Raw genomic sequence first — 19,590 nt, 5'->3', positions numbered from 1 at the left:
TCATGTCCTTGATTGTCGCTCAGGCCGCCGCGGCGCGTGCCGCGAGCTCCGCCTTGGCGATCTTGCCGGTGGGGGTCATGGGAAGTTCGGTCAGCGAAATGACCGTCATGACCGACAGGTCATAGGGAACGGTCGCGGCGATCTGCGCCTTGGCGGCCTCGCCGTCGACGGCTGCGGCGGCCTGCACGAAAGCAACCGGCCGGGTCTTCATCGCCGCATCGGGCACGCCGACGACTGCCGCCTGCTCGATGCCATCAACCGTCGAAAGCGCCTCTTCCACGTCGCGCGGGTACCAGGTCTTGCCACCGACTTCGAGAAGCTCGGAGCGACGTCCCATCATGGTGACAAAGCCGCACCGGTCCATCGTGCCAATATCGCCGGTCCACAGCCAGCCGTCGCGCAGCGTCTCGGCGGACTTTTCGGGCTTGCCCCAGTAACCCCACATGAAGCCGCCGCGGAGCGCGATTTCGCCGACCGAGCCGCAGGGAAGTTCGGTGCCGTCGGAATTGAGAATGCGGACCTCCTTGTCCGGTAGCGGCATGCCCGCACGACGGGTCTCCATGTCGGCGGCATCGAGCTTCGGGAAACCGAGCGCCACGAAACCGCCGAGCTCGGATTGGCCGTAGCTTTCTACTAGCGGCAGCTTCAGCTTTTCCTGCCAGCCTGCTTTCAGCACCGGCGGAACCGGACCGCCACCGGACATGCTCATGCGCAGCTTGGAAGGCGCATGGCCGCGGATCGCCGCCTCGTTGAGCACCTCGGTCAGGATCGGCGGATTGGCGATCAGCATGGTGGCGCCGCGGGCTTCCAGCGCATCGAACCCGGTCGTCTGCGTCCAGCGGCCCATGACGTTGATCGCCGCACCACGCGAAAGCTGCGGCAGAAGGTTGCCGACCAGCTGATAGGAACTCGACAGCGCGCTCGGGCCGAAGGAGACGTCGTCCGCAGTGATCTGCAGCCGCTCGGCGATGCAGCGTGTCGCCCGCACCGTCGGTTCGTGCTTGAGGCAGGCGCCCTTCGGCTTGCCGGTCGTTCCGGACGTGTAGGAAAGATGCGCGATGGCATCCTCGTTGCCCGGATCGGCCGGCGCTGACAGGGCGGCGGCCATCAGTTCGGGCAGCGAGTGAGCGCCCGGCTGCGGCCCATCCATGCAGATCAATGCCCGGATCGTCGGCACGCCGGCTGCGGCCGCACTGACCTGCTCATGTTTGTCGTGTGTATAAACGACCACGGTCGGCTGGTGATCGCCGAAATAATAGGCAAGTTCGTCGGCGAACTTGACGTTTACGAGGGCTGAAATGGCCCCGAGCCGCCAGCAGCCGAGCATCATGGTCAGATAGTCCATGCCGTTATGGGCAAATATCGTCACCCGGTCGCCTGGCTTGACGCCAAAACTGTGCAGTGCGCCCGCCGCCCGTTCCATCGCATTGACGGCCTGCGCATAGGTCAGGCTCTTGTCGCGATCGACCCAGTGAAAGCAGGCGTGGTCGGGATCGCGATTGGCGCCATCCACGAGAAGAGTGTGCATCAACATCTGAAATTCCCCGGCACTACATCATTCTGCCCAATTCTTCGGCAGACAAAAATCCTGCCTGCAGCATGGGCAAATTTATTGCGTGGGTGAATGCCATGGCCGTCGATAGCGGGTATATCCGTTTGCTTATACTTGGTACGCCTCAAGAGACCGCCCGAAGCGGGATTCCCGATGGCAACGGATGAAGCGTCTGGTCGAAACGACGGGCGACGGTGCGGATGACATTGCGCAGCCACCGGTTGGCGCCGCTGTTGTGAGCCCGCTCGTGCCACAGAAGATAGAGGTTCATCTGGTCGAACTCCCGCGGCGCCTCGACGAGCTGCAGGTGATCGGTTGGTGCGTTGGCGACGATATATTCGGCATAGGGCCGCGCGGTGGTGAAGATCAGGTCCGTTTCGGCGAGGATTGCCGGGATCAGCGCATATTCAGGGACCGACATGGCGATATGGCGGCGCATCCCGAGCTGCGCCAGCCGGCCGTCGATGGGACTGTAGACGGCATTCGAGCCGGGCGTCGGCGAGACATGGTCGGCATCGAGATAGTCCTCCAGGAAAAGGCGTCCGCGCTTGGCAATCGGGTTCGACTTCTGCACCACGCAGGCAATGTCGCAATGCAGAAGCGTCGTCGACTTCAGGCTCTGCTGCGGCGCCGGCCAGTTGCCGATGACCATGTCCACACGGCCCGAGCCGAGGTCCTCGATCAGGTCGCTCTGCTCGGACGGCGCGAAGAAATCGACCGATATGCCCGGCGCTTCCCGTCGGATGCTCGTCGCGATCGGCGGAATGAGGAAGGTCCCGAAGCAGTTGACCGCGGCGATCCGCATCCGGCTATGCACCATGCCTGGATCGAACTGGCTGCTGCGGTTGAGCGTATCGAGAAGACCTTCGAGCATGGTGGCGATCGACGCCATCACCTCTTCGCCCCGCTCGGTCAGTACCAGTTTCTGGCCGCTGCGCACGAGAAGCGGATCGGCAAAAATCTCGCGCGCCTTCTTGAGGCAGGCGCTGACCGCGGGCTGGCTGTGCCCGAGCAGCACCGCGACCTTGGAGACATTGCGCTCCCTGAGCACCAGATAGGTGGTGCGCAGCAACCTGACGTCGATCGAGGGATTGATGTTCGCGTACACGGCCGTTTTCTCCTGCAGGGACAACCCTTTCCCGAAGCAAGCGACGTGCCAGGCGCGCCAGTATCAGACAAAAACGCAAACGCGGACGACCTCGATCGCCCGCGTTTCAAAAATCAGATCCGGCGGAATGCCACTGGCTCAGGCGGCCTGGCTGACGGCACCCAATGGGATCTCGACGTCGATCTCGAGGATCGTGACGTTCTCGTCGCGATCCATCTTGACCTGCACCTTGTCGCTGTCGACCTGCACGTGCTTGGCGATCACCGCAAGGATCTCCTCGCGAAGCAAGGATACGAGGTCCGAGCCGTTCGACGAACGCTCGTGGGCTAGAAGCACCTGCAGGCGTTCACGCGCCGTCGGTGCGGAGCGCTGTTTGCGGAAGAGATTGAATATCGTCATGCGGCCCTCCGTGCGAAGATCTTGCCGAATATCCCTCGCTTCTCCCCGGGGATCGTGATCGGCAGAACTTCTCCTGCAAGCCGGCGTGCGGCTTCGAAATAGGCCATGGCCGGAGCGCTGCGAGCGTCCGCCAGGGTGACGGGCGAACCGATATTGGAGGCACGCAGCACGTCCATGCTCTCCGGGATGATGCCGAGCAGCGGGATGGACAGGATTTCCAGCACGTCCTCGACCTTGAGCATATCCCCCCGCTCAGCGCGGTTGGAATCGTAGCGCGTCAGAAGCAGGTGCTTTTCCATGCGCTCGCCCCGCTCGGCCTTCATCGTCTTCGAATCCAGCAGGCCGATGATACGGTCCGAGTCGCGGACGGACGAGACTTCCGGGTTGGTGACGACCACCGCCATGTCGGCGTGGCGCATGGCGAGCGTGGCACCGCTCTCGATTCCGGCCGGGCTGTCGCAGATGACCCAGTCGAAGACCCGCTTCAGCTCGGTAATGACCCGCTCGACACCCTCGGGCGTCAGGTTGTCCTTGTCGCGCGTCTGCGATGCCGGCAGCAGGAACAGCGTCTCCAGCCGCTTGTCGCGGATCAGCGCCTGCGTGAGCTTGGCTTCGCCCTGAATGACGTTGATCAGATCGTAGACAACCCGACGCTCGGCGCCCATCACCAGGTCGAGATTGCGCAGCCCGACGTCGAAATCGACGACGACCACCCGCTCGTTTCGCTGCGCCAAAGCCGCTCCAAGTGCGGCAGTCGAGGTCGTCTTGCCAACCCCGCCCTTGCCTGAAGTGACTACGATGACTTTCCCCATCTTGCTCTCCTGTTTGCTGGCCGGTTTCGGCTCAAATAAGTTTCTCTGCCATGATCGAATCCCCTTCGAGCCAAAGCTGGACCGAATGTCCGCGAAGGCCGGGGGCCATGTCGTCCGCCATCTTGTAGATGCCGTCGATTGCCAGCAGCTCCGCCTCGAGCTTGCGGCAGAAGATGCGCGCCGAAGCGTTTCCGAGCGATCCCGCCATGGCCCTGCCGCGCAGGGTCCCGTAGATATGGATCGATCCGCCGGCGATGATTTCAGCTCCCGAGGCGACCGATCCGATGATCGTCACGTCTCCTTCGGGAAAGATCACCGATTGTCCCGACCGCACCGGCTCGCGAATGACGACGGACTGCAAGGTCGGACGCGCCTCGGGCACCGACGGCTTCGGCTCGCTGTTGTGCAGCTCGATGATCGGCTCCTTGGCGACGGCCTCGTCGGATACCGGCCGGCCGCCTTTGAGCGCCGGAGGCATGCCAGGCCCCAGGATCGAAGGCCGACCGCCTTCAATCCCCATGATATTGACATTGCGCCCGGCAAGCTCTGCGATGAGCTCCTTCAACTGAGCGCGGTCGATAGGCAGGTCGCTTACGTCCAGCACGACCGGCCGGCCCAGGAAGAAACCCGCGGAACGCGCCGCCAGGTCATCCAGCCTGACAAGCCAGTCGTCGAAGGGAAGATCGGGGGCAAGGACGACCGCCAGAAATGAGCGGCCCTTGATGCGGATAGATCGAGCGTCCGTTAGCATTTTGGTCATCTGCGTTAAGAAATCGTTGATCGTTTTTAGCCCTGACATGGTTAACAAAGGGTAAATAAGGGCCCTGCGGAGCGCCTGATTTTAACCGATCACTACGATGTTCTTGCTTGTTGGGCTTACCGCAGCGGACATGGCCTTCAGGATGAGGAGAAGACCGGCCCCGAGGAGGAACAGGGCCGGGCAACAAGACCGATATGCGCTGGACCGCCTCATCTCTCGTGGCGCTTTCGGTGGTGGCCGCGTATCTGGGTGGCCACACGGGATTCGATCTTTCGGCACGAATCCTTAGTCGCGCTGCGCGAATCGAAGGCTTTTTCCAGCCGACGCCGCCTTGCCGGCAACACCGCGATAGCCGGCTCACTCCGCCCTCGCATTTTCAGGCAAGAATCAATGGCACCGGAACCTGCGCAAGCAGGCCCGGTCAAACGCGCGCAATTGTGAATTCTGGAAAACCATCAGCCCCAAAACGAAAAAGCCTGCCGCGGGAGGAGGTGCGGCAGGCTTTCCGAAAAGAACCGAACAGCGGCTGGGAGGAGGAGTGCCGCTATTCCTACAGACGTCCCTGGGAGGAGGAGTGGGCCGCCTGATAACACGAAGCTCTGCGGGAGGAGGTGCATTGCTTCGATAAATATGACTATACAGCGATCCGGCCCGCTTGATAGTCATTATGTTGCAGTGCAGCTATACGAAAATTGCATACCAGAACCACATGCCCGCACTGAAGACGGCCGGTCTGCCAAAACCTTCCGACACGAAAACGCCCGCGGCAATGGCGGGCGTCTTGCAATTCCATGCATAAATATCGCGGTCAGCGACCGATGGCTGCACGGGCAACGTTGCGGATATCGGCGCGGTCGATGCCGAGGTCCTGCAGTTCGCGGCTGGTCATACGGCCGAGTTCGGTGACGGTCTGACGATACTTGCGCCAGTTGTTGAAAGAGCGTGCTACGTTCATGATCGGGTCCCTTTCCTGAGACTGTCTGACGTCAGCAACCGTTCTTGGCTCCGGCGTCGTTCGATGACAGGGATATAGTCCTCCCCACCTGCCTGGAAAAGCGACAAAGCCTCACGGCACCCATGCAAGATGCGCAAGGGTCTTGCAAATGTGCCTGCTATTTCGCGCTGGCCGATGCCGCAGCGCACACCATGATCATCTCGACCTTGAGGTTGGGATTGGCAAGCCGCGCCTCGAAACAGGCCCGGGCGGGCGGGGCCATGCCCGAAACCCAGGCGTCCCAGACCTCGTTCATTTCGGCATAGCCGTCCATGTCCGCCAACATGATCGCGCAGAAGATCAGGCCCTGCTTGGCGCTGCCGATCTCGGCAAGCCGCATTTCGGCCTTGGCGAGCAGTTGCCGGGTCTGTTCGGCGACGCTCAGATCACCGTCATAGGGCGATTGAGGCGTCACGGCGAAATAACCGGTGCCTTGATGCACGACAGCCGAACTTCCTCGGCTGCCGACACCGAAACGCTGGATGATGGAAGAGAAATCCTGAAACATGAAATGCCCGTACCGGTTTTGAACGATGAATGAGATGGTGATCGCGACAATCAGCGGCAGCGATACCGCTGCCGCTGATATTCCTTGATAGATCTCGATTGCCGAACGACCTATTCGGCGTCGCGCGTCGTCTCGAACAGGAACCAGGCGCGGCGTTCCGTCTCGTCGATCCAGACTTCCAGCAGGCTCGTGGTGGCCACGTCGTTATGTTCGGCGCAGACTTCGTGGGCCTGGCGCAGGAACGAGACGAGCTGCTGATTGTCGTCCTTCAGCTCGGCGAGCATGTCGCGCGGAGTGACGAAATCGGCGTCGTTGTCGAGAAGGCGCTGCAGACGGCCGATATGGCCGATCGAACGGATGGTCGTGCCGCCGATCTTGCGCGCACGTTCGGCAATCGCGTCGGTCATGGCAAAAATCTGCTCGCCCTGTTCGTCGAGCATCACGTGGTAATCGCGAAAATGCGGACCGCTCATATGCCAGTGAAAATTCTTGGTTTTGAGGTAAAGCGCAAACGTATCCGCAAGCAGCGCCGCAAGCGCACCGGCAATATCGGTGGTGGCGTTGGAGGGCAGATCTGACGGGGTGTTCAACGATGCCTTGCGGCGGCTTTCAACTGCAGTGCGGTCCATGGTCGTTCTCCTTGGGTGAGACGGATGGGTTTCAGGACTTCGGACTCTGACCGAGGCCAGTGGAACAGTACTGATCCTGCGGACGATCAGCGGAGATCGCGCGTGTCAACTGGCGTGCGCGGAAGAGCGTTCTCGGGATCGAGCACGGTTATACGACCAAGACCGGAAATCCCATAGCCCGTTTCCGAGGTTCGCGGATGCCAGTGCGGCCCACATGCCCCGATTGGTGATGCCCCTTCCCTCTGAGCGCCCTGCTCCGTGATTGCTATTTCACCAGGCTTACTGATAGTTCGAACAGGGAGCCACGTTTACAGACCTGAGCTGCGACGATGAGCACGCCCGCTTTGACTACGGAGATAATCATGACACGTCCCCCGCGCCGGCCCGTCAATCCGCTCGAGGCCGCAGAGGCTCTGTTTGCGCCGGCCAAGAAGGCAGCCCCTGCCCCCGCCGTCGAGCGGCGCGCACCACCGAGTGTCAAGGAGCTCGTGTCCCTGAAGCTCGACAGCGACGTGCTCGCCCATTTTCAGGAGGATGGTCCCGGCTGGCAGGACCGCATCAACGACACGCTTCGTGCGGCGATGAACGACAAGGACTGAGCGAAGAAGGGCGGACACGGTACACATCGCGTGCGCCGCCTGAAAGGCGATATGATCTCGCCAAGGAGCCGAAGATACCAGCGCTTTGCCGAGGATTTTTCGGTACTCCGCTTATCCGCAACAAGCTCGCCAGCACCCGGCCTCTAAGCGAACCGAACCATCTGGCCGATCCGTAATTCAATCCCAAACGGATCACAATCCGCGACGAGCACGGACTCCGTTCAAAGCTCTGCGGACCCACGCTAACAATTCGGCAAATCGGGCCACCACCGGCGGCCGCTACATAAAACTGTCACCGCGCTCCGCTATAAAAAGTCATCCGAATGAATTTGGGATTCATCCGAATGATACAGGATCAAGATCCGGCCCTCATGAAGGCGCGCTCCGGCCAGTGGCAACTCGTCGAACGGGAGATCAGCCTCGGCATCGCCTCGGGAACGCTCTCGCCCGGCGACCGCCTGCCAACCGAAACCGAATTGATGGACCAGTTCAACGTCGGCCGCCACAGCGTCCGGCGCGCCATCTCGGAACTGGCAGCGGCCGGGAAAATCCGTGTCGAACAGGGCCGCGGCACCTTCGTCGAAGAACATTCGGTCATCACCTACAACATCGCCCGCCGGACCCGTTTCCGGAAGAACCTGCTCGATCAGGGCCGCACTCCGTCCGGACAGCCGGTCACGGAAGCCGAAATCGTCGCACCGCCGGCCGTCGCCGCAGCCCTCGAACTGGAGGCCGGCGCCAAGGTTTACATGATCGTCCGGCGCGGTTTTGCCGATGACGTGCCGATCAGCCTCGGCCATTCCTACCATCCCGCAGAGCGCTTCCCGAACATGCACCTGCGCCGCCGCGCGGGCGAGTCGGTCACTCTGATCTACGCCGCCTTCGGCATCCCCGACTATCTGCGCCAGACCACGACCATCCTCACCCGCCGCCCCATCGGTGAGGAAGCTCAGCTTCTCGCCCAGTCTCCGCAACAACCCGTTCTGGTGGTCCAGAAGACCGACGTCGACATGGAAGGCCGCCCGATCGCCTATTCCGAGACGGTTTGGGCCGGCGAACGGGTGCAATTCACCATCGAGAATGAGCTCCCGGACCAGCCGCCGACGGGATCCGCGAAAGGACAACATGATGATTGAGACACCCGAGACAAGCGCCTCGGCGGACGGCTTCAGCCACGCCGCAGCGCTCGACATATTGGCGCGCTCGCGCCCCGAAGCGATCAAGGCATTCGCGGAAACCCATATCGATGAACTCGGACCGATCGAAGTTGCCGTCAGCCGCACCGGCCTGGCGATGCTGCCCTATGTCGATACTGTTCAGAACACGGCTTTCCATCTCGGCGAAGTGCTGATGTCCGAGGCTCATATCCGTCTGCCGGAACGAGGCGTCGAAGGGTATGGCGCCGTCATCGGCCGCGACCTCGAACAGTCGATGGCCATGGCCGTCATCGACGCCTGCATGGCTGCCGGCATCGGCCTTGCTGAAATCCGGACTTTCCTCGCCGACGAGCAACGGCTGCAGGCGCAGGCCGACGAGACCCGGCTGCGCAAGGTCGAGTCCACCCGCGTGCGCATGGAGACCTTCTGATGACGCAGACCCTGCTTGTTCCGACAGCGGAGGACATCCGTGCCAATGCCACGTTCGACGCCCTGATGTGGGGCCTTGCCCGTCCGGGCCTGGTCCAGACCCTGGCATTTCCCGGCATGCTCGCGCTCGCCGAAAGCCTGCTCGACCGCGAATGCACCTTCTTCTGTTGCGATGAGGCGCTCAAGGAGGGAATCGCCGCGACCGGAGCGCAGGCCGTGCCGATCGCCGAAGCCGAATATGTCTTCATCTCGCTCGAAAACGGCCTGCAATTTTCTGACCTTTCGGACCTGCTTGTCGGCAACCTCCTCTATCCGGATGCCTCGGCGACCATTTTTGCGCCGGCGGTCATCGGCGGGGCCACCGGCTCCGGTACTCGGCTCAGGCTCTCCGGCCCCGGCGTCAACGGTTCGCTCGATATCGCGATCGGCGGCGTCGATCCCTCGTTCTGGGCCCTGCGCAGCAAAGCCGCCCGTTATCCGCTCGGCTGGGACCTCTACCTTACCGATGGCGACCGACTGGTCGGTTTTCCCCGTTCAACCGAAATCGAGGTGCTCTGATGGCCTATGTTGCAACGCGCGGCGGCGAACGCGCGATCGAACAGTCCGAACGGCTCTACCGGGAAGATCTCGGGCGGATCGACAAGGCACGCGTCGACGCGATCGCCGAGAGCCTGCCCTATCTGCTCGACCGGGTGATGGGCGAAGCCTCGCTCTACGCCCCGGAACTGGCCGCACTGGCGCTGGCCCAATCCGGCGGCGATCTCTATGAAGCCGTGCTGCTGCTACGCGCCTACCGCACCACCCAGCCGCGGATAACGATCGCCGAACCGGTCCGGCAGGACGAGCTTTTCACCGTCCGCCGCATCTCTGCCGCCTTCAAGGATATTCCCGGCGGCCAGATTCTCGGGCCAACGCTCGACTACTCGCACCGGCTTCTGAACGTTGGGGTACTGAGCGGCGAGGATTTCGTTCCCGAAGCCGTGGAACTGGCGAACACTCCAGCCCCGGCGACGCAGCCTTCGCTCGCCGACTGGCAGAAGGCGCAGGGGTTGATCGCCGATCCGCCCGCCGAACACGTACTGCTCGACGAAATCCCGGACGTCACCCGCGAGCCGCTGCTCTTCCCGGCAAGCCGCGCCCACAAACTTCAGAGCCTTGCTCGCGCCGATACCGGCGGGACCCTGGCGCTGGGTTATGCGACCATGCGCGGGTATGGAAATACCCATCCGACCGTCAACGAACTCAGGCTCGGCGAGGCCGAGGTGCGGATCCGCCACCCGCGCGGAACGCTGTTCAGCACCGGCCGCGTCCGCGTCAGCCAGGCGGAGATCATCTCCAAGGCCAAGAACCTGCAGCTCGGATTTTCCGCCACCTTCGGCTGGAACGAGGTGAAGGTGATCGCCGCCGCCTCCCTGGATCTCGCTTCCAGCCAGGAGAAGCCGCATCCGGCCTCCAACGAGGAATTCGTGCTCTATCACACCGAACCGGTCGAGAGCTCGGGCTTCTGCATCCACTTCAAGCTGCCGCATTACGTGACCTTCCAGTCGAGCCTCGATGCGCTTCGCAAGGTCAAGGCGGACCAAGCTGCCAACAAGGCCGGCGCTCCCGCAGCCGGCGCGGCAAAGCCGGCCGAACTCGAAAAGGCAATATCGTGAAACTCGATCAACTGACCAAACCCTGGGAAGCCTTCAGCTACGGCTTCCTCGACCAGTCCGCCAAGCGCGAGATGCGCCGCCGCATCCTGAAGGCCATCGCCATTCCGGGCTATCAGGTCCCCTATGCCAGCCGCGAAGTGCCGATCGCCCGCGGCTGGGGAACCGGCGGCCTGCAGGTGACGCTGACGCTCCTGAAGCCCAGCTCGGTCGTCAAGGTGATCGACCAGGGCGCCGACGATTCCGTCAATGCCAGCAGCATCCGCAAATTCCTGCGCCGTGTCAGCTCGGCTAGGGAAACACTCGACACGATGGAAGCTGACGTCATCCAGTCGCGCCACCGCATTCCGGAAGAAAAGCTGCGCGAGGATCAGATCCTCGTCCTGCAGGTCCCCAATCCGGAACCGCTGCGCCCCGTCCAGCCGGACATGTCGGAAGCGCGCATCATGCACGGCGATGCCGATTACGGCCAGCTCTGGCTGACGCTCTATGAACAGCTCGTCCGCTCCGGCCGCATCATGCAGGGATCGTCCTATCCGAGCATGGTCAACGGCCGCCACGTCATGACCCCCTCGCCGATCCCCCGCTGGGACGTGCCGAAAATGCACATGGCCGCCAACCTGACCATTCTTTCGGCCGGCCGCGAAAAGCGCATCCACGCGGTGCCACCCTATACCCGGGTCGAACCGCTCGTTTTCGACGACGTGCCCTACCGGATCGAGGATCATGCCGACAAGACCTGCTACCGCTCGGGCGTCACCGGGTTCTTCATGAACGAACTGCCGCAGGACGACGGCTCCTCGAGTTTCGAGGTCTCCGACAGCCAATACGGCGTCAAGCACATCCGCCGGCAGGAGGGTGAACCGGTCACCCTCGGCGAAACCTACTACCGCGAAGGCAGGCTCGAACGATGACACCCGCTTCTTCCATGAACGCAGCGCTGGAACGCCAGCCGCCGCGGCTGATGCTCGCAGACCCGATCCTGACCATGACCGGCATCGAAAAGAGCTTTGGCGACGTGCGGGCGCTGCGCGGCGTCGACGTCACCGTCTATCCCGGCGAAGTGCTCGGCATCGTCGGCGAATCCGGCTCCGGCAAGTCGACACTGCTCAGGATGATGAATCTCGAGGACATGCCGGACCGGGGCGAATACCACCTCGCCCTTCCCGGCCAGGAAGACCTCAACCTCTTCACGCTCGATCGCTTCTCGCGCCGCATGCTGCGCGCCCGCCATATCGGCATCGTCTACCAGAACCCGCATCTCGGGCTCCGGATGAACAATACCAGCAGCGGCAATGTCGCCGAACGGCTGCTGATGGCCGGCGAGCGCAGTTTCGCGGTGCTGCGGGCAAGGGCGAAGGAATCGCTCGACGCCTCGGAATTTCCGATCTCCCGCATGGATGCCAGGCCCTCCGAGCTTTCGGGCGGCATGCAGCAGCGCGTCCAGCTCGCCAAGGCGATTGCGCTCGAACCGGCATTGCTGCTCCTCGACGAGCCGACCACCGGCCTCGACGTCAGCGTCCAGGCGCTGGTGCTCGATACGCTGAAGCGGCTGCAGCGCGAACGGCGAATCACCATGGTCATCGTCTCCCACGATCTCGGTGTCATCCGCACGATGGCCGACCGTGTCATGGTGATGCGCAATGGCGATGTGGTCGAGCAGGGTCTCGCCGACCAGATCTTCCAGGATCCGCAGCATGAATACACGCAGCAGCTCGTCCACGCGAAACTTTGAGGAGACGGCATCATGAACATGCACACGCCTTTGATGTCCGCCTCCCCGCTCGTCCTGTCCGTCGAGGGCCTGGCCAAGCATTTCGAGATGCATCACCTCAACCGCACGCTGTTCGCCTTCGAAAACGTCGGCTTCGAGCTGCGCGAGGGAGAATTCATCCTGTTGAAGGGTGAGAACGGCGCCGGCAAATCGACGCTGCTGCGCACGCTCTACCGATCCTATCTGCCGCGTGCCGGCCACGCCTTCTACCACACCAGGGAAGGCATCATTGATCTCGCGTTGGCGGCCGATGTCGATATCGCCCTGTTGCGCCGCCGCGAGATCGGTTTCGTGACGCAGTTCCTGCAGGCCCGCCCGCGCGTCGCCGCCGAGGAACTGGTTGCCGAGCCCCTGCGGCTGGCCGGAACCTCCTATGCGCAGGCAATTGAGGAAGCCCGCCGCTGGCTCGCCGCCTTCGGCGTCAAGCCGGAGCTCTGGGCCGCCTATCCCTCCACATTTTCCGGCGGCGAACAGCAGAAGGTCAATCTCGCCCGTGCGCTGATCCTGCCGCAGCGCCTGCTCTTCCTCGATGAGCCCACCGCCTCGCTCGACAGGAACGCCCGGCACGCGCTGGTCTCGCGGCTTGCCGAATTGAAGGCGGCCGGCGTCGCGATGATCGGCGTCTTCCACCATCCGGACGACGTCGCCGATCTGATCGACCGTGAAATTAGCCTTGAAGTCAAAACGATTGCCGATGGAGAGAACAATGTGGCTGAGTGATTTCGAAGTGGTCCTGCGCGACCGGGTTGTTCCGCGCGGGGCGGTGCGGATCGAGGACGGGCTGATCGTCGAAGTTCGCGACGAGCCGGTGGCCTCGCCCGACATGTCCGGCGACGGCCGACTGCTTCTGCCGGGTTTCGTCGACATGCATGGCGACATGGTGGAGCGCGAGGTCGAACCGCGCCCGAATGTTCGTTTCCCGCTGGAACTTGGCATTCTCGAACTGGACAAGAAGCTTGCGAGCAGCGGCATCACCACCGCCTATGCCGCCCTCTCCTTCCACGCCAACAGCAGCTATGGACATATTCGCTCCGAGGAACATTCCCGCGCGATCATCGACACGATCACCGCGCTTCGGGAAAACGACCTGCTGGTCGACCACCGGGTCCATGCACGGTTCGAGATCACCTTCACCAAGGCCCGGACCGTCATCGAGGATTTGCTGCGCATAGGGTCTCTCGATCTCATTTCGCTGATGGATCACACGCCGGGCCAGGGTCAGTACCGCGATGTCGAGCGCCACATCGAAACGGTTGCCCGCAACCACAAGCTGACGCCGGAACAGGCCGCCGAAGCCGTTCGCCAGCGCATCGAAAAGCGCGCGGAGAACACCGATGCGATGGACAATATCGCAGCCGTTGCCGCCGCCGCCCAGGCGCATGGCGTGACGCTCGCCTCCCACGACGACGACACGGTCGAAAAGCTCGCCGTGGTGCATGGATTGCAGACCCGCATCAGCGAATTTCCGGTCACCATGGCAGCGGCCGTGGAAGCCCGGCGGCTCGGCATCTCCACTGCCATGGGCGCCCCGAATGCGCTGCGCGGCCTGTCCTATTCCGGCAATCTTTCCGCCCGAGAAGCCTATGAAAGCGGCGTCCTCGACATGCTCGCGAGCGACTATCACCCGTCAGCGATGCTCCCCGCCATCCTGGCGCTGGCCGAGGTCGGACAGGGCGGATTGCCGGCCGCCGCAGCACTCGTCAGTTCCAATCCTGCCGCAGCTCTCGGCCTGACTGACCGGGGCGCCATCGAGCCCGGCCTGCGGGCCGATCTGGTGATCGCCGAACAGGGCCGCATGCCGCGCGTGAGGGCCACCTTCAGCCGCGGACGCCAGGTCTATTCCGACGGCGCACTTGCACATATCAGGCGCGCCGCTTGAGACAAAAAGATCAAGACCGGCTTCAGGCCGGTCTTTTTTGCGAATGATTTCAGAAGGTTTCCGAGGTCATTCGAAATATCCGAATGTATAACTTGACGAGACCATCCTAAACTCCTGCATTCATTGGCGAATTTTATAATAAAACTGTCATGGTGAACTGCTATTCATAATACACAAGACTGACGTTTAAGTATAACCTGGCAGCGCGCTAAACGTTGCTCGGAAGTCGGAGATTTTCCCGTGCTTGAGCTTTTTTCTCTAAAGAAGACGTTTGGCCAGACACGCGCCGTCGATGACGTGACGTTGTCGATCGAAGCCGGGCAGATGGTCGGCATCATCGGCCGCAGCGGTGCCGGCAAATCGACGCTTCTGCGCCTCGTCAATCGCCTGACCGATCCGACCTCCGGCACGATCATGTTCGAAGGTCGGGACGTCACCAAGCTCAAGGCTCGCGAACTGCGTTTGTGGCGTGCGTCCTGCGCCATGGTGTTCCAGCAGTTCAACTTGGTCGAACGCATGGACGTGCTGACCAATGTCCTGATCGGCCGCATCGCTCATCATGGCTTTCTATCCTCCATGGCCCGCCATTTCACCGACGAAGAAAAGGCGATGGCGATCCGGGCGCTCGAGCGGCTCGACCTGGTGCCGCAGGCGCTGCAGCGCGCAGGCACGCTTTCCGGCGGTCAGCAGCAGCGCGTGGCGATCGCCAAGGCGCTCGTCCAGAAGCCGAAGATCATGCTGGCCGACGAACCGATCGCCTCGCTCGATCCGGCCAATGCCACCCGCGTGATGGATGCCCTTCGCAAGATCAACCGCGAGGATGGCATCACCATTCTCGTCAACCTGCACACGCTCGATACGGCGCGCGCCTATTGCGAGCGCATCATCGCCATGCGTGACGGGCAGGTCCGCTTCGATGGAACGCCCCATCAGCTGACGCCGGAGCGCATCCACGAAATCTACGGAACCGAAGGACTCGACGAGGACATCGACGAAGCCGTGACCTCGACATCGTTTGTGTCGGGCAGGTCAGCGAATTCGAGAGTCTACGAAGCGGTTTGAGTTCCCGTCGGCGGCAGATCACGGCGCCGGCGTTTTTCGTCAAAACAGGAGAGCTGAAATGAAGAACGTCCTCATGCTTGCGGCCGTGGCGGCCTCGCTTACCCTTTCGAGCCAGGCTCATGCCGATGGCTGGAAAGACAAGTACAAAACCATCCGCGTCGGCGTCACCTCCGCCGAGAACGAGAAAGACCGTATCGCACGTCGTGCCGGTTTCACGGCCTATCTCGAAAAGGAACTGGGCGCCAAGATCGAAATCTTCACCGCCGGCAATTATGACGGCGTCATCCAGGCACTCGCCTCCGACCAGATCGAATTCGCCTTCCTCGGTTCGTCCGCCTACGCGGCTGCCTATACGGAGACGAACGGCGGGGTCGAGCCGTTGCTCGCCAGCCAGGAGCAGGACGGTTCCACGGGCTATTATTCGGTCGTCACGGTTCGTTGCGACTCCGGCTACAAGTCGGTCAACGACCTGAAGGGCAAGGTTCTGGCCTTCGCTGATCCGGATTCCACCTCCGGTTATGCCGTGCCCTATTTCAATCTGGTCAGGCAGGGCTACGATCCGAAGACCTTCTTCTCCGCCGTCCCGTTCTCGGGCTCGCATGAAACCGGCGTCATGGCCGTGCTCAACAAGCAGTTCGATGCTGCCGCGACCTACATCAACAACGAGACGAGCGGCATTCCGCAGCGGATGGAAACCAAGGGCATGATCCCGAAGGGCCAGATCTGCCGCATTTGGCAGTCCCCGGAAATCACCAATGGTCCGCTCACCATCCGCAAGAACCTGCCGGCCGACCTCATCCGTGACGTCAAGACGGTCATCAAGGCGATGCCGGAAAAGGCTCCTGAGGCCTTCAAGGAAATGAGCGGCGGCGCCAACTCGACCGCCAAGGGTTACGTCGATGTCGATCACCAGCGTTACCAGTGGATCATCGACATGCGCGAATGGCTGAGCAAACAGCGCCGTCAGGGCTGACCCACACCGGTCGTCAACCAAGGGAAGCGCTGCCGTTCGCAGCGCTCCCACTTTCCGGATTTGACATGATCACTGCCTCACCTTCCCTCGCCGTCCGCCAGTTCGAAGCCGATTATCGCCGGCAACGGAGCGATGCACGGCGCCTGCAGCTCATCTCCGTCACGCTCTTCGCCACTGCCGTCTTCATATCGGCCTGGGCCGACGGCTTTTTCGACACGACCGAGGTAAACCTTCCATCGGGCGAACGCATCACCACCTGGAAGCTCTGGGCATCGCTGCCGCGGCTCGGCGACTATCTCTACAAGACCCTTCCGGTCCTGAGACTGGAAACGCTGGGGCCTGACCTCGCAGAATGGTTCTGGCGCTGGCCGGTCTGGCTCGAACTGCTCGGCGAGACGATCCTGATCGCCTATCTCGCCACATTCCTGGGCGTGCTTGGCGCCTTCGCCTTGAGCTTTCCCGCCGCCCGCAATCTCAGTCCGAATGGCTGGCTGCTGGTCGCCAGCCGCCGTTATCTCGAAATCATCCGCACCGTGCCGGATCTCGTCTGGGCCTTGATCTTCGTGTTCTGCTTCGGCGTCGGACCGCTTGCCGGCGTGCTGGCGATCGCCATCCACGCCACCGGCTCGCTCGGAAAACTCTATTCCGAAGTCAACGAGAACATCGACATGCGGCCGCTCGAAGGCGTCAAGGCCTCCGGCGGCAGCTGGTTCCAGCAGATGCGTTACGGCGTCGTCCCACAGGTCATTCCGAACGTCATCAGCTACACGCTGCTGCGGTTCGAGATCAACGTCCGCTCGTCCTCGATCATCGGTTATGTCGGCGCCGGCGGTCTCGGCCAGGAGATCCGCACCGCCATGTCGCTGCAGGAATACCGGGACCTGTCGGCGCTCTTCGTCATCATCCTGGTGACCGTGGTCGTCATCGATTTCCTGAGCGAAAAGCTGCGCCACCGCATCATCGGTTTTGAAAACCTGAGGGCCTGAATGATGGATGCCTCCCCTTTTGCAGACCTGCGGCAGCGCGTCCCGGGCGCCTTCTCGACCCCGATAACCACGCGGCTGATCCGCTATGCCGCCTTCATCGCGATCATCGCGCCGGCCGTGTTCGGCTTCTATCTGTTCGGCTTCTCTCCGGTCCGTTTGGCCCAGGGTCTGACACGGCTCGGCACCATCGTGTCCTTCATGTTCCCGCCCTATGTCTGGACGACGTGGCAGGAATGGAAAGAGATACTGAAGGCGCTCGGCGAGACGGTCGCCATGTCCTTCCTCGGCACGCTGCTTGGCGCGATCGTCGCCTTCCCGCTTGCCTTTCTCGGCGCCAAGAACATCATGCCGCTCGGCTGGCTCCGGCTCTCCGCACGCCGCGGTTTCGATGCGCTGCGCGCCATCGAGCAGATCGTCCTGGCGCTGATCTTCATCCGCGCCTTCGGCCTCGGCCCCCTTCCCGGCGTCTTCGCGATTGCCGTGTCTGAAATCGGCACGTTCGCCAAACTGTTCGCGGAAGCGATCGAAAACACCTCGCGCAAGCCGGTCGACGGTGTTCTCGCCTCGGGCGGCAGCCGCACCCAGACGATCCGCTTTGCGATCATGCCGCAGGCCATGCCGGTGATCCTGTCGATCATGCTCTACAATTTCGAATCGAATACCCGTTCGGGCACGATCCTCGGCATCGTCGGGGCCGGCGGCATCGGCTTCTTCCTCGCCGACCGCATCGCCGCCTACCGGTGGCCGGAAGCCTGGTCGATCATCTTCCTGATCGTCTTCGTCGTCTACTGCATCGACCTCTCATCCGCCTGGCTGCGCGGCAGGATCATTGGCAGATAGGCAGCCCTATCGCCCGGCTCCGGTTGGCGGCTCACTGCCTTCCGGGAGTGGGGTCTGATACGGTAGCCCACCACGCCGTCCATGCAGTTCTTTCTTGGCGCGCGACAGCAATTCCGGATCGGCGATCGCCTTGGCACCGGTTGCTGCCATCACCTTGGCGGCCGTGACCATGGCCTTGTGGGCGGCCGGCAGCTTGCCTTGCGTCACGGTCTGCCAGGCATGGAACGGCGTGCCGATCGCCGCGGTCGCCGTCAGGCACTGCGCAGTGGGTACGACCCAGCTGACATCACCCACATCCGTCGAACCGAAGAGCAGGCCGGGCTGTTCCGGCAGCGGCAGTATCCCGTCATGCAGGGATTTCGGATAATCGGCCGGCCCGCCAAAGGCTTCGGCGCTGGCGCAGACGTCGTCATCCGTCAATGCGGCGGCGCGCAGCCTGTCGGCGAAGTCGAAGTCCGCCGCATCGAAGCCGGGGGCACCCAGTCTCTCGAACTGCTGATGCATCACCTCCTCCAGGGCCCGGTTCGGGAGGATATTCGAAGTGGCGCGGTCGAAAACCATCTCGACCTTCGTCTCGGTCATGAGTGCTGCGCCCTCGGCGATCTTGCGCACCCGCTCGAAAAGGCTGCGGACATCGCTGAGCCTCGGCGCACGGACCAGGTAGAGGCCCTCCGCGGAAGCCTGCACGACATTGGGAGAAATGCCGCCGGTCTGGGTAATCGCATAATGCACACGGGCGTCCGAGGGCATGTGCTCGCGCATATAGTTGATGCCGACATTCATCAGCTCGACGGCATCGAGAGCGCTGCGACCGACCTGCGGGCTCATCGCGGCATGCGCCGCACGCCCGCTGAAGCGGAAATAGGCCTGGATATTGGCAAGCGTCGAGGAGGACATGACGGCGTTGTAGACACAGGGGTGCCAGCAGAAGGCGGCATCAAGATCATCAAATGCGCCTGCACGCACCATGTATGTCTTGCCCGATCCCCCTTCTTCGGCGGGGCATCCATAATATCGGACCCGTGCCTTCACACCGCTTTCGGCCAAGGCGTCGCGCAGGGCGACGGCCGCAAGAAGCGAAGCCGCGCCCAGGAGATTGTGATGGCATCCATGGCCATTGGCGCCCGGCTCGGCAGCCCGCTGTTCCGTGATGCCGGCTTCCTGCGAAAGACCGGCCAGAGCGTCGAACTCTCCCAGGAACCCGATCGTGACGTCACCCTCGCCTGCCTCCGCCATGAAAGCGGTCTTCATTCCCGCAATGTCGCGGGTGACACGGAAGCCTTCGGCTTCCATGGCGGCAATATGCTCCTCGACCGATCGGAATTCCTCGAAACGCAGCTCCGGCATGCCCCAGACGCGATCGCTGAGATCGATGAAGGCCTGAGCCTTGGCGTCGGCGCAGCGTGCGATATGGTCGGCATCGAGAACGTCGTTGCGCCGTGTCGCTTCAGCCTTGTCGTCCTGCATATCGGTCATT

General features: G+C 62.5%; 22 protein-coding genes. 13 read left to right on the top strand and 9 right to left on the bottom strand.

What is annotated here, in order from left to right:
* Positions 1-19: 19 nt before the first annotated feature.
* The 8 genes from PMI07_RS24730 to PMI07_RS24700 all read right to left on the bottom strand — a co-directional run bounded on the left by PMI07_RS24730 (position 20) and on the right by PMI07_RS24700 (position 6,762).
* A complete protein-coding gene (locus PMI07_RS24730) occupies positions 20-1,534 on the bottom strand; it encodes a class I adenylate-forming enzyme family protein (RefSeq protein WP_007760222.1) in 1,515 nt (504 codons plus the stop codon).
* Positions 1,535-1,676: 142 nt separating this feature from the next.
* On the bottom strand, positions 1,677-2,660 hold the full coding sequence (locus tag PMI07_RS24725; RefSeq protein ID WP_024164118.1) for a LysR family transcriptional regulator: 984 nt from the start codon (positions 2,658-2,660) through the stop codon (positions 1,677-1,679).
* A 138-nt stretch (positions 2,661-2,798) separates the two neighbouring features.
* Positions 2,799-3,059 carry a cell division topological specificity factor MinE gene (gene minE, locus PMI07_RS24720; protein WP_007759331.1) on the bottom strand — a complete coding sequence of 87 codons (261 nt, stop codon included), beginning with the start codon at positions 3,057-3,059 and terminating at the stop codon, positions 2,799-2,801.
* Positions 3,056-3,871: a septum site-determining protein MinD gene (gene minD / locus PMI07_RS24715; protein WP_007759329.1), complete on the bottom strand. Its 816-nt coding sequence runs from the start codon at positions 3,869-3,871 to the stop codon at positions 3,056-3,058. The genes minE and minD overlap by 4 nt, the downstream gene beginning before the upstream one ends.
* Positions 3,872-3,902: 31 nt before the next feature.
* Positions 3,903-4,631 carry a septum site-determining protein MinC gene (gene minC / locus PMI07_RS24710; protein WP_037088181.1) on the bottom strand — a complete coding sequence of 243 codons (729 nt, stop codon included), beginning with the start codon at positions 4,629-4,631 and terminating at the stop codon, positions 3,903-3,905.
* An 808-nt stretch (positions 4,632-5,439) separates the two neighbouring features.
* Entirely contained in the window at positions 5,440-5,586 is a 147-nt protein-coding gene (locus PMI07_RS34520) for a DUF1127 domain-containing protein (protein WP_007759327.1), read from the bottom strand.
* 157 nt (positions 5,587-5,743) lie between these two features.
* Positions 5,744-6,133, bottom strand: a complete 390-nt coding sequence (locus PMI07_RS24705; RefSeq protein WP_007759325.1) for a RidA family protein — start codon at positions 6,131-6,133, stop codon at positions 5,744-5,746.
* Between the two features lie 110 nt (positions 6,134-6,243).
* On the bottom strand, positions 6,244-6,762 hold the full coding sequence (locus tag PMI07_RS24700) for a DNA starvation/stationary phase protection protein (protein WP_007759324.1): 519 nt from the start codon (positions 6,760-6,762) through the stop codon (positions 6,244-6,246).
* Positions 6,763-7,124: 362 nt separating this feature from the next.
* Between PMI07_RS24700 and PMI07_RS24695 the strand changes: the two genes are divergently transcribed.
* The 13 genes from PMI07_RS24695 (at position 7,125) to phnE (PMI07_RS24635) (ending at position 18,113) form a co-directional block, all read left to right on the top strand.
* Entirely contained in the window at positions 7,125-7,361 is a 237-nt protein-coding gene (locus PMI07_RS24695) for a BrnA antitoxin family protein (protein ID WP_007759323.1), read from the top strand.
* Positions 7,362-7,705: 344 nt separating this feature from the next.
* Positions 7,706-8,497, top strand: a complete 792-nt coding sequence (gene phnF, locus PMI07_RS24690; RefSeq protein ID WP_024164117.1) for a phosphonate metabolism transcriptional regulator PhnF — start codon at positions 7,706-7,708, stop codon at positions 8,495-8,497.
* Entirely contained in the window at positions 8,490-8,948 is a 459-nt protein-coding gene (locus PMI07_RS24685; RefSeq protein WP_007756898.1) for a phosphonate C-P lyase system protein PhnG, read from the top strand. The genes phnF and PMI07_RS24685 overlap by 8 nt, the downstream gene beginning before the upstream one ends.
* The gene (phnH, locus tag PMI07_RS24680) at positions 8,948-9,505 is read left to right on the top strand and encodes a phosphonate C-P lyase system protein PhnH (RefSeq protein ID WP_007756899.1); all 558 of its coding nucleotides are present in this window, start codon (positions 8,948-8,950) and stop codon (positions 9,503-9,505) included. The genes PMI07_RS24685 and phnH overlap by 1 nt, the downstream gene beginning before the upstream one ends.
* Complete coding sequence (locus PMI07_RS24675) at positions 9,505-10,602, top strand: carbon-phosphorus lyase complex subunit PhnI (RefSeq protein ID WP_007756903.1); 1,098 nt, start codon at positions 9,505-9,507, stop codon at positions 10,600-10,602. Before phnH ends, PMI07_RS24675 begins: the two co-directional genes overlap by 1 nt.
* Positions 10,599-11,513 carry an alpha-D-ribose 1-methylphosphonate 5-phosphate C-P-lyase PhnJ gene (locus PMI07_RS24670; protein ID WP_007756904.1) on the top strand — a complete coding sequence of 305 codons (915 nt, stop codon included), beginning with the start codon at positions 10,599-10,601 and terminating at the stop codon, positions 11,511-11,513. Before PMI07_RS24675 ends, PMI07_RS24670 begins: the two co-directional genes overlap by 4 nt.
* The gene (locus tag PMI07_RS24665) at positions 11,510-12,334 is read left to right on the top strand and encodes an ATP-binding cassette domain-containing protein (protein WP_007756906.1); all 825 of its coding nucleotides are present in this window, start codon (positions 11,510-11,512) and stop codon (positions 12,332-12,334) included. Before PMI07_RS24670 ends, PMI07_RS24665 begins: the two co-directional genes overlap by 4 nt.
* A gap of 12 nt (positions 12,335-12,346) precedes the next feature.
* Positions 12,347-13,093, top strand: coding sequence for an ATP-binding cassette domain-containing protein (locus PMI07_RS24660; RefSeq protein ID WP_024164116.1), 747 nt, complete (start codon positions 12,347-12,349; stop codon positions 13,091-13,093).
* Complete coding sequence (locus PMI07_RS24655; protein WP_007764586.1) at positions 13,080-14,252, top strand: alpha-D-ribose 1-methylphosphonate 5-triphosphate diphosphatase; 1,173 nt, start codon at positions 13,080-13,082, stop codon at positions 14,250-14,252. Before PMI07_RS24660 ends, PMI07_RS24655 begins: the two co-directional genes overlap by 14 nt.
* Positions 14,253-14,492: 240 nt before the next feature.
* Positions 14,493-15,314: a phosphonate ABC transporter ATP-binding protein gene (gene phnC / locus PMI07_RS24650; protein ID WP_007764588.1), complete on the top strand. Its 822-nt coding sequence runs from the start codon at positions 14,493-14,495 to the stop codon at positions 15,312-15,314.
* A 58-nt stretch (positions 15,315-15,372) separates the two neighbouring features.
* A complete protein-coding gene (gene phnD, locus PMI07_RS24645; RefSeq protein WP_024164115.1) occupies positions 15,373-16,287 on the top strand; it encodes a phosphonate ABC transporter substrate-binding protein in 915 nt (304 codons plus the stop codon).
* Between the two features lie 65 nt (positions 16,288-16,352).
* Positions 16,353-17,273 carry a phosphonate ABC transporter, permease protein PhnE gene (phnE, locus tag PMI07_RS24640; protein ID WP_024164114.1) on the top strand — a complete coding sequence of 307 codons (921 nt, stop codon included), beginning with the start codon at positions 16,353-16,355 and terminating at the stop codon, positions 17,271-17,273.
* On the top strand, positions 17,274-18,113 hold the full coding sequence (gene phnE / locus PMI07_RS24635; protein ID WP_024164113.1) for a phosphonate ABC transporter, permease protein PhnE: 840 nt from the start codon (positions 17,274-17,276) through the stop codon (positions 18,111-18,113).
* A 6-nt stretch (positions 18,114-18,119) separates the two neighbouring features.
* Here the strand turns inward: phnE (PMI07_RS24635) and PMI07_RS24630 are convergent, their stop codons facing one another.
* The gene (locus PMI07_RS24630; RefSeq protein ID WP_007772641.1) at positions 18,120-19,580 is read right to left on the bottom strand and encodes a M20 family metallopeptidase; all 1,461 of its coding nucleotides are present in this window, start codon (positions 19,578-19,580) and stop codon (positions 18,120-18,122) included.
* Positions 19,581-19,590: the final 10 nt, after the last annotated feature.

The organism is Rhizobium sp. CF080, from assembly GCF_000282095.2.
In the GTDB taxonomy this organism is placed as follows: domain Bacteria; phylum Pseudomonadota; class Alphaproteobacteria; order Rhizobiales; family Rhizobiaceae; genus Neorhizobium.
Note: the sequence above shows the minus strand (reverse complement) of the source record. Positions and strands in the feature narration are given on the sequence as shown.